The organism is Streptomyces scabichelini (assembly GCF_011045015.1).
Classification (GTDB): Bacteria; Actinomycetota; Actinomycetes; order Streptomycetales; family Streptomycetaceae; genus Streptomyces; species Streptomyces scabichelini.
On sequence record NZ_JAAKZY010000100.1, the window covers coordinates 25269 to 36647 of the forward strand.

Consider the following 11379-nt stretch of genomic DNA (forward strand, 5'->3'; position numbering starts at 1 on the left):
CTGAAGTGTCCTCGTGAAGCCGCATGAGTCCTCATGCGGAGGGGGACACCGTTTCCGGTGTCCCCCTGGTGATCAGTCGCGGGCCGCGGTCAGGTGTTCCGCGTGTTCCTGGAGCGAACGGACCCCGACGTCCCCGTGGTTGAGCGCGTCGATGCCCTGTACCGCTGCCGCGAGCGCCTGGACCGTCGTCAGGCACGGCACGGAGCGCGCCACGGCGGCCGTACGGATGTCATAGCCGTCGAGGCGGCCACCGGTGCCGTACGGCGTGTTGACGATGAGGTCGACCTCGCCCTCGTGGATGAGCTGGACGATCGTCCGCTCGCCGTTCGGGCCGGTGCCCTCGCTCTGCTTGCGTACGACGGTGGCGTTGATGCCGTTACGCTTGAGCACCTCGGCCGTACCGGACGTGGCGAGCAACTCGAAGCCGTGGGCGACCAGTTCACGCGCCGGGAAGATCATCGAGCGCTTGTCGCGGTTGGCGACGGAGATGAAGGCGCGGCCCTTGGTCGGCAGCGGGCCGTACGCGCCCGCCTGGGACTTGGCGTAGGCCGTGCCGAACACCGAGTCGATGCCCATGACTTCGCCGGTGGAGCGCATCTCCGGGCCGAGGATCGTGTCGACGCCGCGCCCGTGGATGTCGCGGAAGCGCGACCACGGCATGACGGCCTCCTTGACGGAGATCGGCGCGTCGAGCGGCAGCGTGCCGCCGTCGCCGTTCGCCGGGAGCAGCCCTTCGGCGCGGAGCTCGGCGATGGTCGAGCCCAGCGAGATCCGGGCGGCGGCCTTCGCGAGCGGCACCGCGGTCGCCTTGGAGGTGAAGGGGACGGTGCGGGAGGCACGCGGGTTGGCTTCGAGGACGTACAGGATGTCCCCGGCCATCGCGAACTGGATGTTGATCAGTCCGCGGACGCCAACCCCCTTTGCGATGGCCTCCGTCGAGGCCCGCAGCCGCTTGATGTCGAAGCCACCCAGCGTGATCGGCGGCAGCGCGCACGCCGAGTCGCCGGAGTGGATGCCGGCCTCCTCGATGTGCTCCATGACACCGCCGAGGTACAGCTCGTGGCCGTCGTACAGCGCGTCCACGTCGATCTCGATCGCGTCGTCGAGGAAGCGGTCGACGAGGACCGGGCGCGACGGGGAGATCTCGGTCGACTCGGCGATGTACGCCTCCAGGCGCGCCTCGTCGTACACGATCTCCATGCCCCGGCCGCCGAGCACGTACGACGGCCGTACGAGGACGGGGTAGCCGATCTCGTCCGCGATTGCCTTGGCTCCCTCGAAGGTCGTCGCGGTGCCGTGTTTGGGGGCCGGCAGCCCCGCCTCGGCGAGCACCCGGCCGAAGGCGCCGCGGTCCTCGGCGGCGTGGATGGCCTCGGGGGGTGTGCCGACGACCGGCACGCCGTTGTCCTTCAGCGCCTGCGACAGGCCCAGCGGGGTCTGGCCGCCGAGCTGCACGATCACACCCGCGATCGGCCCGGCCAGCGACTCCGCGTGCACGATCTCCAGCACGTCTTCGAGCGTGAGCGGCTCGAAGTACAGGCGGTCGGAGGTGTCGTAGTCCGTGGAGACGGTCTCCGGGTTGCAGTTGACCATCACCGTCTCGTACCCGGCGTCGCTGAGCGCGAAGGAGGCGTGGACGCAGGAGTAGTCGAACTCGATGCCCTGGCCGATGCGGTTGGGCCCGGAGCCCAGAATGATCACCGCGGGCTTCTCGCGCGAGGCGACCTCGCTCTCCTCGTCGTACGAGGAGTAGAAGTACGGCGTCTTCGCCGCGAACTCGGCGGCGCAGGTGTCGACCGTCTTGTAGACCGGGCGCACGCCCAGCGCGTGCCGTACCTCGCGGACGACGTCCTCGCGCAGACCGCGGATCTCGGCGATCTGGACGTCGGAGAAGCCGTGCCGCTTGGCCTCGGCCAGCAGGGACGGGTCCAGCCTGTCGGCCGCGGCCAGCTCGTCCGCGATCTCCTTGATGAGGAACATCTGGTCGACGAACCACGGGTCGATCTTCGTCGCCTCGAAGACCTCCTCCTGGGTCGCGCCCGCGCGGATGGCCTGCATGACGGAGTTGATGCGCCCGTCGGTCGGCCTGATCGCCTCCTCCAGGAGGGCCTTTTTGTCGCCGGGCTCGCCGACGAACGTGAACTGCGAGCCCTTCTTCTCCAGCGACCGCAGCGCCTTCTGCAGCGCCTCGGTGAAGTTGCGGCCGATGGCCATGGCCTCGCCGACCGACTTCATGGTCGTGGTCAGCGTCGAGTCGGCCTGCGGGAACTTCTCGAAGGCGAAGCGGGGCGCCTTCACGACGACGTAGTCGAGCGTCGGCTCGAAGGACGCCGGTGTCTGCTCGGTGATGTCGTTCGGGATCTCGTCCAGTGTGTAGCCGACGGCGAGCTTCGCGGCGATCTTGGCGATCGGGAAGCCGGTCGCCTTGGAGGCGAGGGCGGACGACCGGGACACCCGGGGGTTCATCTCGATGACGATGACCCTGCCGTCCTCGGGGTTCACCGCGAACTGGATGTTGCAGCCGCCGGTGTCGACGCCGACCTCGCGGATGACGGCGATGCCGATGTCGCGCAGGATCTGGTACTCGCGGTCGGTGAGCGTCATCGCCGGGGCGACGGTGATCGAGTCGCCGGTGTGCACGCCCATCGGGTCGAAGTTCTCGATGGAGCAGACGACCACGACGTTGTCGTGCTTGTCGCGCATCAGCTCCAGTTCGTACTCCTTCCAGCCGAGGATCGACTCCTCCAGGAGCACCTCGGTGGTCGGCGAGAGCGTGAGGCCCTGACCGGCGATGCGGCGCAGCTCGTCCTCGTCGTGCGCGAAGCCGGAACCGGCGCCGCCCATGGTGAAGGAGGGCCGGACGACGACCGGGTAACCGCCGAGCTGCTCGACGCCCTTCAGCACGTCGTCCATGGAGTGGCAGATGTACGACCGGGCGGACTCGCCGTGCCCGATCTTCGCGCGCACCGCCTCCACGACCTCCTTGAAGAGATCGCGGTCCTCACCCTTGTTGATCGCCTCGACGTTGGCGCCGATCAGCTCGACGCCGTACTTGTCGAGCGATCCGGACTCGTGCAGCGAGATGGCCGTGTTGAGGGCCGTCTGGCCACCCAGGGTGGGCAGCAGGGCATCCGGCCGCTCCTTGGCGATGATCTTCTCGACGAACTCCGGGGTGATCGGCTCGACATACGTCGCGTCGGCGATCTCAGGATCCGTCATGATCGTCGCCGGGTTGGAGTTGACGAGGATCACCCGCAGGCCCTCGGCCTTGAGGACGCGGCAGGCCTGCGTGCCGGAGTAGTCGAACTCGGCGGCCTGGCCGATGACGATCGGGCCGGAGCCGATGACCAGGACGGACTGGATATCGGTGCGCTTAGGCACGCTGGCCCTCCATCAGGGATACGAAGCGGTCGAACAGGTAGGCGGCGTCGTGCGGGCCCGCTGCCGCTTCGGGGTGGTACTGGACGCTGAACGCCGGCCGGTCGAGCAGCTGAAGCCCCTCGACGACCTGGTCGTTCAGACAGACGTGGGAGACCTCGGCACGTCCGTAGGGGGTGTCGCTGACGCGGTCGAGCGGCGCGTCGACGGCGAACCCGTGGTTGTGCGCGGTGACCTCGACCTTGCCGGTCGTACGGTCCTGCACGGGCTGGTTGATGCCCCGGTGGCCGTACTTCAGCTTGTACGTGCCGAAGCCGAGCGCTCGGCCCAGGATCTGGTTGCCGAAGCAGATCCCGAAGAGCGGGGTCTCGCGCTCGAGCACGGAACGCATCACGGAGACCGGGTGCTCGGCCTTCTCCGGGTCACCGGGCCCGTTGGAGAAGAACACCCCGTCGGGGTTCACGGCGTAGATGTCCTCGGCGGTCGCGGTGGCGGGCAGCACATGCACCTCGATACCGCGCTCGGCCATCCGGTGCGGGGTCATGCCCTTGATGCCGAGGTCCACGGCGGCGACGGTGAACTTCTTCTCGCCGATGGCGGGGACGACGTACGTCTCCGTCGTGGCGACCTCCTCGTAGAGGCTGGCGCCCTTCATCTCGGGGGCCTGGCGCACCTCGGCGAGCATGGTGCCCTCGTCGGGCAGCGCGTTCCCGGAGAAGATGCCGACGCGCATGGCGCCGCGCTCGCGCAGATGGCGGGTGAGCGCCCGGGTGTCGACGCCGGAGATCCCGACGATGTCCTGCCGGTCGAGCTCCTCGTCGAGCGAGCGGCGGGAGCGCCAGTTGGAGGGCACGCGCGCGGGGTCGCGTACGACATAGCCCGCGACCCAGATCCGCTTCGACTCGGGGTCCTCGTCGTTGACGCCGGTGTTGCCGACGTGCGGGGCGGTCATCACGACGACCTGGCGGTGGTACGACGGGTCGGTGAGGGTCTCCTGGTAGCCGGTCATCCCGGTGGAGAACACGGCCTCTCCGAAGGTCACCCCCACGGCCCCGTAGGCGCGGCCGCGGAAGATCCGGCCGTCCTCCAGGACGAGTACGGCGGGAGTTTTGGAGGCTCCCCTGGTGGAGGTGGTCATCGTGCGCCTTCCGTCGTGTTGCTGTCCTTGTTGATCATCTGGTTCAGGGTCTCGACCCACTCGTTGTGCTCGGCCGCGTGGTCGGAGCGGAACCCGGAGTCGAGCAGCCGGTCGCCGTGCTCCCAGGTGACGATCAGCAGGCCGCCCTCGGTGAGGACCTTGCCCGCGATGCCCTTGTCGAGCCGGGCCTCACGCAGCGCCTCAAGAGGCACGAAGAAGTCGGCCGCTCCGGGGCGTACTACATCCAGTCCCGCCTCCGTCAGCGTGAGTTCGACCCGGCTGCGGGTGCCCAGGCCGTGCGCCACGATGCGGTCGAGCCACTGCCCGGCGGTGGTCGAGCCGTGGTAGCGGCCACTCATCGACAACACAGTCAGCTTCACCGGACCGGGCTCGTCCGGGGCCTGGGGCAGCTCGGGCAGGTCGCCCTGGAGCGTGCCGCGCCACTTCCAGCCCTCGCGCATCAGCCAGTAGACGAGGGCGACGAAGAGTGCGAGGCCCACGAGCCAGCCGACGCGAGCGGCCCAGTCGGTCACTTCCGCAGACTTCTGTTCCGCGGCGTACGTCAGATGCGTCAGAGGTGTCACGCGAGCTTCCCGTCGACGAGCGTGGCGCGGCCCCGGAGCCACGTGTGCGTGACACGGCCCGGCAGCTCACGACCCTCGTACGGAGTGTTGCGGCTGCGCGACGCGAAGCCCGTGGGGTCCACGGCTCCACGGTATGCCGGATCGACGAGCGTGAGGTTGGCGGGCTCACCTGCCGAGACGGGGCGGCCGTGTCCCTTCGCCCGGCCGATCCGGGCGGGCTTGAAGGACATACGGTCCGCGACGCCGGCCCAGTCGAGGAGCCCGCTGTCGACCATCGTCTGCTGGACCACGGACAGCGCGGTCTCCAGGCCGACCATGCCCATGGCGGCCGCGGCCCACTCGCAGTCCTTGTCCTCGTGCGGGTGCGGGGCGTGGTCGGTGGCGACGATGTCGATCGTGCCGTCGGCGAGCGCCTCGCGCAGGGCCAGCACGTCGCGCTCGGTGCGCAGCGGCGGGTTGACCTTGTAGACCGGGTTGTACGAGCGGACCAGCTCGTCGGTCAGGAGCAGGTGGTGCGGGGTGACCTCGGCGGTCACGTCGATGCCGCGGGACTTGGCCCAGCGCACGATCTCGACCGAACCGGCGGTCGAGAGGTGGCAGATGTGGACGCGGGACCCGACGTGCTCGGCGAGGAGGACATCCCGGGCGATGATCGATTCCTCGGCCACCGCGGGCCAGCCGCCGAGCCCCAGCTCGGCCGAGACGACGCCCTCGTTCATCTGGGCCCCCTCGGTCAGCCGCGGCTCCTGCGCGTGCTGGGCGACGACGCCGCCGAAGGCCTTCACGTATTCCAGCGCCCGCCGCATGATCACGGCGTCGTCCACGCACTTGCCGTCGTCGGAGAAGACCGTGACTCCGGCCGCCGACTCGTGCATCGCGCCCAGCTCGGCGAGCTTCTTGCCCTCCAGGCCGACCGTGACGGCTCCGATGGGCTGCACGTCGCAGTAGCCGTGCTGCTGACCGAGCCGGTAGACCTGCTCGACCACACCGGCGGTGTCGGCGACCGGGAAGGTGTTGGCCATGGCGAACACGGTCGTGTAACCGCCGCTCGCGGCAGCCCGCGTACCGGTCAGGACGGTCTCGGAGTCCTCACGCCCGGGCTCGCGCAGATGAGTGTGCAGGTCGACGAGGCCCGGAAGGAGTACCTTGCCGCCGGCCTCGACGACTTCGGCGCCTTCGGCGGCCTCGGCGGGGAGCCCGACACCGACCTCGACGATGGTGTCGCCGTCGATCAGGACGTCCTGCGGCTCGCCGCCGAGCACCTTCGCACCACGAATAAGGATCTTGCTCATCTTGCCTACTTCTCCTCGGTACGGGTGTGGGTGACGGCGGGCTCGTTGCCGCCCAGGAGCAGGTACAGGACCGCCATGCGGATCGAGACGCCGTTGGCGACCTGCTCGATGGCGGTGCAGCGGTCGGAGTCGGCGACCTCGGCGGTGATCTCCATGCCGCGGACCATCGGTCCCGGGTGCATCACGATGGCGTGCTCGGGCATCCGCGCCATGCGGTCGCCGTCGAGGCCGTAGCGCCGCGAGTACTCGCGCTCGGTCGGGAAGAAGGCCGCGTTCATCCGCTCACGCTGGACGCGCAGCAGCATCACGGCGTCGGACTTGGACAGCGTGCTGTCGAGGTCGTACGAGATCTCGCAGGGCCAGCTCTCGATGCCGACCGGCAGCAGGGTGGGCGGGGCGACGAGGGTGACCTCGGCGCCGAGGGTGTGCAACAGGTCGACGTTCGAGCGGGCGACCCGGCTGTGCAGGACGTCACCGACGAGCGTGATGCGCTTGCCCGCCAGGTCCTGGCCGAGCCCGGCGTCCCGTCCGACGAGGCGGCGCCGCATGGTGAAGGCGTCGAGCAGGGCCTGGGTGGGGTGCTGGTGGGTGCCGTCGCCGGCGTTGATGACGGCGGCGTCGATCCAGCCCGAGGTCGCGAGGCGGTACGGGGCTCCGGAGGCGCCGTGCCGGATGACGACGGCGTCGACGCCCATCGCCTCCAGAGTCTGGGCGGTGTCCTTCAAGGACTCGCCCTTGGAGACGCTGGACCCCTTGGCGGTGAAGTTGATGACGTCCGCGGAGAGGCGCTTCTCGGCGGCCTCGAAGGAGATCCGGGTACGGGTCGAGTCCTCGAAGAAGAGGTTGACGACGGTGCGGCCGCGCAGGGTCGGCAGTTTCTTGATCGGCCGGTCGGCGACCCGGGCCATCTCCTCGGCGGTGTCGAGGATCAGGATGGTGTCGTCGCGGGTGAGGTCGGCGGCCGAGATGAGATGACGCTGCATCTGTCAGGCTCCGTAAGGCAGTTCAGTTCGGGAGGCGAGGGCCCGGCGGGAGGTCGCAGCCGGGCAGGCGGACACGCGGAGGCGCACTCGGGGGCTTACGGCAGGAAGACGTACGCCGGAGTGCTACTGCTGCGCGCCCGGTGAGGGCTGCTTCGCGCCGAGCAGCACGGTGTCGCGACCGTCCTCCTCGGCGAGCTGGACCTTGACCGTCTCCCGCAGCGACGTGGGGAGGTTCTTGCCGACGTAGTCGGCGCGGATGGGGAGTTCGCGGTGGCCGCGGTCGACGAGCACCGCGAGCTGCACGGCGCGCGGACGGCCGATGTCGTTCAGCGCGTCGAGCGCGGCGCGGATGGTACGGCCGGAGAAGAGCACGTCGTCGACGAGGACGACCAGACGGCCGTCGATGCCGTCACCTGGGATGTCGGTGCGGGCCAGTGCACGCGGCGGGTGCATGCGCAGGTCGTCGCGGTACATCGTGATGTCGAGCGAGCCGACCGGGATCTTGCGGTCGGTGATCTCCTCGAGCTTGGCGGCGAGCCGCTGGGCGAGGAAGACTCCCCGCGTCGGAATGCCGAGAAGCACCACGTCGTCGGCGCCCTTGGCGCGCTCGACGATCTCGTGGGCGATGCGGGTCAGTACCCGCGCGATGTCCGGGCCTTCAAGCACGGGCCGGGCATCGGACTGTTGCGAGTCCATACGAGACGGACCTCCTTCTCCGCCTCACGGGACGGACCTTAAAGGACGTCGGAATTGCGCCACCAACGGTACCAGCCCGGCAACGGCCCTGATCACTCCCCTGGTGTCACTCGGGTCACCCCTTGGTATCACCCGTCCGTGACTCCCACAGACGGGTCGGTCCGGACCATTCGGCTTGACGGGGGAGAGTAACGCTGCGTAACCTCACAGTGAGTCACCAGCCGCGCGGCAAAACCGCACGTCGACACAGTGTCCGGGGAGCTATATGTCCAGCGAATACGCCAAACAGCTCGGGGCCAAGCTCCGCGCGATCCGTACCCAGCAGGGCCTTTCCCTCCACGGCGTCGAGGAGAAGTCCCAGGGACGCTGGAAGGCGGTCGTGGTCGGTTCGTACGAGCGCGGCGACCGTGCCGTGACCGTGCAGCGCCTCGCCGAGCTGGCGGACTTCTACGGCGTACCGGTGCAGGAGCTGCTGCCGGGCACCACGCCGGGTGGCGCCGCCGAGCCGCCGCCGAAGCTGGTCCTGGACCTGGAGCGGCTGGCCCACGTCCCCGCCGAGAAGGCGGGCCCGCTGCAGCGGTATGCGGCCACGATCCAGTCCCAGCGCGGCGACTACAACGGCAAGGTCCTGTCGATCCGCCAGGACGACCTGCGCACCCTCGCCGTCATCTACGACCAGTCCCCCTCGGTCCTCACCGAGCAGCTGATCAACTGGGGCGTCCTGGACGCGGATGCGCGCCGCGCGGTCTCCCACGAGGAGGGCTGACTCGCGTCGACTTCGTGAAGACGTGAAGAAACGTGCCGCCGGGGTGGCCGGAGCCAAAGGGCTCCGGCCACCCCGGCGCTTTTGTGCGCGTACGCGGGGAACACGAGGAACACGCCGGAGGGCCCGCAGCCTGCGCTGCGGGCCCTCCGTGACGACTTATGACGGCCTATGGCACTACTCGGCCCGGCGCAGCGACGGCTTCAGGTCCTTGAAGCGGCCGAGCATGCCGTTCACGAAGGCCGGCGACTCGTCCGTGGAGAACTCCTTCGCGAGCTGCACCATCTCGTCGAGCACCACCGCGTCCGGAGTCTCGTCGACCCAGATCAGCTCGTAGGCACCAAGACGCAGGATGTTGCGGTCGACGACCGGCATCCTGTCGATCGTCCAGCCGACGGCGTACTGCGCGATGAGCTCATCGATCCGGGGCGCCTTCTTCGCGTAGCCCTCGACCAGCTCCATCGTGTACTCGCTCACCGGCGGCTGCCGGGTGTCGGTCCGGGAATGCCGGATCCAGTCCGCGAGGACTGTCAGTACGTCCGCGTCGCGCTGGTCGCCCTCGAAGAGGATCTGGAAGGCGCGCTTGCGGGCCGTGTTGCGGGCAGCCACGGTTAGCTGTTCACCCGGCCAAGGTAGTCGCTCGTGCGGGTGTCGACCTTGATCTTCTCGCCGGTGGTGATGAAGAGCGGCACGTTGATCTGGTGGCCGGTCTCCAGGATGGCGGGCTTGGTGCCACCCGTGGAGCGGTCGCCCTGGACACCCGGCTCGGTCTCCTGGACGGTCAGCTCGACGGCGGCCGGCAGCTCGACGAAGAGCACCTCGCCCTCGTGCTGCGCGACGGTGGCCGTGAAGCCCTCGACGAGGAAGTTGGCGGCGTCGCCGACGGCCTTGCGGTCGACCATGAGCTGGTCGTAGGTCTCCATGTCCATGAAGACGAAGTACTCGCCGTCCATGTACGAGAACTGCATGTCGCGCTTGTCGACAGTGGCCGTCTCGACCTTGACACCGGCGTTGAACGTCTTGTCGACGACCTTGCCGGAGAGCACGTTCTTGAGCTTGGTGCGCACGAAGGCCGGGCCCTTGCCGGGCTTGACGTGCTGGAACTCGACGACGGACCAGAGCTGGCCGCCTTCGAGCTTGAGCACCAGGCCGTTCTTGAGGTCGTTCGTGGAAGCCACGGTTGCGGAATCTCCTGGACTGACGTGGACGACCCCGGGGCAGGCGCACAGCTCGAAGCTAGAGCGCGAGCAGCTCCTTGGTCGTGATGGTGAGTAGCTCGGGTCCGCCGTCCGCCTCGGGGCGTACGACGAGCGTGTCATCGATCCGGACACCGCCCCGGCCCGGGAGGTGGACCCCCGGTTCGACGGTGACCGGCACGCAAGCGTCCAGTTTACCCATGGCCGCGGGGGCCAGCCGAGGGTCCTCGTCGTTTTCGAGCCCCACACCATGTCCGGTCAGCGGAGGAAGGCCGTGCCCGTACCCCGCGGAGTCCAGCACCTGACGGGCGGCGCGGTCCACGTCGCGGTACGCGGCGCCGGGCCTCAGCGCCTCGCGGCCGGCCCGCTGGGCGGCGAAGACGAGGTCGTACAGCTCGATCTGCCAGTCGGCGGGCGAGGTGCCGATGACGAAGGTACGGCCGATCTCGCAGCGGTAGCCGCGGTAGGCCGCGCCCAGGCATACGGAGAGGAAGTCGCCCTCCTCGACCCGCCGGTCGGTGGCGCGGTGACCGCGACGCCCGGAGTTCGGGCCGGTACCGACCGCGGTCGCGAAGGCCGGGCCGTCGGCGCCGTGGTCGACGAGGCGGCGCTCCAGTTCCAGGGCGAGGTGGCGTTCGGTGCGGCCGACGAGGATCGATTCGAGGAGTTCGCTCAGGGCCTGGTCGGCGATCTCGGCGCCGATCCGCAGGCAGGAGATCTCCTCCTCGTCCTTGATGACGCGCAGTTGCTCGACGGCGCCGCCGAGGTCCGTGAGGCGCAGCCGGGGTGTCACCGAGCCGATGGCTCTGTGGCGGGCCACGGTCAGGTGGTGTTCCTCGACGGCGAGGGACTCGGCGCCCTGTGCCGCGGCGAGGTCGGCCGCGGCGACGGCCGGGTCGCCGCGGCCGTCGCCGACTCCCGGCAGCGACTGGATCCGCAGGGCTTCGTCGGGCCGTTCCTCCTCCGGGTGGGCGCTGAGTGGCCCGGTGCACAGCAGCAGGTCTGCTTCCTTGCCCAGCATGCCCAGCAGGAGAACGGCACCGGGCGGGGCTGCGCCCGCGAGATAGCGGACGTTGGCGGGGCGGGACACCAGCGCGGTTGCGCTGCCGCTTGCCGTGCAGCGCTCCCGCAGCCGCTCACGGCGAGCCGTGTACACCTCTGACATGACCCGAGCCTACGAGGGGTGGGCGGATGCTGCCGGTTCAGGTTGGGCCGGGTGGGTTCGGTTCGTGGGCGACTGCGGGTTCGTTGTGGCTTGTCGCGCAGTTCCCCGCGCCCCTGGGGTCCGGTGGTGGGTGCGGGGTCGTGGGCCGGTGCGTCAGCCCGTCGCAGGGTGGGCATACGGCCCG

The 11379-nt window shown here is 69.5% G+C and carries 10 protein-coding genes; 1 reads left to right on the top strand and 9 read right to left on the bottom strand.

Going from position 1 to position 11379, the window contains the following annotated elements:
* Positions 1-72: 72 nt before the first annotated feature.
* From carB to pyrR, 6 genes are all read right to left on the bottom strand, one after another.
* On the bottom strand, positions 73-3381 hold the full coding sequence (carB, locus tag G5C60_RS27900) for a carbamoyl-phosphate synthase large subunit (protein WP_165263690.1): 3309 nt from the start codon (positions 3379-3381) through the stop codon (positions 73-75).
* Positions 3374-4516, bottom strand: coding sequence for a glutamine-hydrolyzing carbamoyl-phosphate synthase small subunit (carA, locus tag G5C60_RS27905; protein ID WP_165263691.1), 1143 nt, complete (start codon positions 4514-4516; stop codon positions 3374-3376). The genes carB and carA overlap by 8 nt, the downstream gene beginning before the upstream one ends.
* A complete protein-coding gene (locus G5C60_RS27910; RefSeq protein WP_165263692.1) occupies positions 4513-5100 on the bottom strand; it encodes a PH-like domain-containing protein in 588 nt (195 codons plus the stop codon). Before G5C60_RS27910 ends, carA begins: the two co-directional genes overlap by 4 nt.
* Positions 5097-6392 (bottom strand): dihydroorotase, encoded by a 1296-nt coding sequence (locus tag G5C60_RS27915; RefSeq protein WP_165263693.1) that lies wholly within the window; start codon positions 6390-6392, stop codon positions 5097-5099. Before G5C60_RS27915 ends, G5C60_RS27910 begins: the two co-directional genes overlap by 4 nt.
* A gap of 5 nt (positions 6393-6397) precedes the next feature.
* Positions 6398-7375 (bottom strand): aspartate carbamoyltransferase catalytic subunit, encoded by a 978-nt coding sequence (locus G5C60_RS27920; protein WP_165263694.1) that lies wholly within the window; start codon positions 7373-7375, stop codon positions 6398-6400.
* 123 nt (positions 7376-7498) lie between these two features.
* On the bottom strand, positions 7499-8071 hold the full coding sequence (gene pyrR, locus G5C60_RS27925; RefSeq protein ID WP_165263695.1) for a bifunctional pyr operon transcriptional regulator/uracil phosphoribosyltransferase PyrR: 573 nt from the start codon (positions 8069-8071) through the stop codon (positions 7499-7501).
* Positions 8072-8336: 265 nt separating this feature from the next.
* Here pyrR and bldD point away from each other — a divergent pair, with 265 nt between their 5' ends.
* A complete protein-coding gene (bldD, locus tag G5C60_RS27930; protein ID WP_033321790.1) occupies positions 8337-8837 on the top strand; it encodes a transcriptional regulator BldD in 501 nt (166 codons plus the stop codon).
* 174 nt (positions 8838-9011) lie between these two features.
* On the opposite strand, the gene nusB is transcribed toward bldD, so the two are convergent.
* From nusB to G5C60_RS27945, 3 genes are read right to left on the bottom strand one after another with little or no spacing between them, the layout of a single operon-like run.
* Positions 9012-9443 (bottom strand): transcription antitermination factor NusB, encoded by a 432-nt coding sequence (nusB, locus tag G5C60_RS27935; RefSeq protein ID WP_165263696.1) that lies wholly within the window; start codon positions 9441-9443, stop codon positions 9012-9014.
* 2 nt (positions 9444-9445) lie between these two features.
* Positions 9446-10012: an elongation factor P gene (gene efp, locus G5C60_RS27940; protein ID WP_165263697.1), complete on the bottom strand. Its 567-nt coding sequence runs from the start codon at positions 10010-10012 to the stop codon at positions 9446-9448.
* A 58-nt stretch (positions 10013-10070) separates the two neighbouring features.
* A complete protein-coding gene (locus G5C60_RS27945; RefSeq protein WP_165263698.1) occupies positions 10071-11195 on the bottom strand; it encodes an aminopeptidase P family protein in 1125 nt (374 codons plus the stop codon).
* Between the last annotated feature and the right edge of the window lie 184 nt (positions 11196-11379).

What these genes read in the sequence shown, in the direction of transcription:
- carA (WP_165263691.1), bottom strand. Translation starts at nt 4,516, where the DNA reads ATGACCACCTCCACCAGGGGAGCCTCCAAAACTCCCGCCGTACTCGTC.
- G5C60_RS27945 (WP_165263698.1), bottom strand. Translation starts at nt 11,195, where the DNA reads ATGTCAGAGGTGTACACGGCTCGCCGTGAGCGGCTGCGGGAGCGCTGC.
- pyrR (WP_165263695.1), bottom strand. Translation starts at nt 8,071, where the DNA reads ATGGACTCGCAACAGTCCGATGCCCGGCCCGTGCTTGAAGGCCCGGAC.
- G5C60_RS27920 (WP_165263694.1), bottom strand. Translation starts at nt 7,375, where the DNA reads ATGCAGCGTCATCTCATCTCGGCCGCCGACCTCACCCGCGACGACACC.
- bldD (WP_033321790.1), top strand. Translation starts at nt 8,337, where the DNA reads ATGTCCAGCGAATACGCCAAACAGCTCGGGGCCAAGCTCCGCGCGATC.
- G5C60_RS27915 (WP_165263693.1), bottom strand. Translation starts at nt 6,392, where the DNA reads ATGAGCAAGATCCTTATTCGTGGTGCGAAGGTGCTCGGCGGCGAGCCG.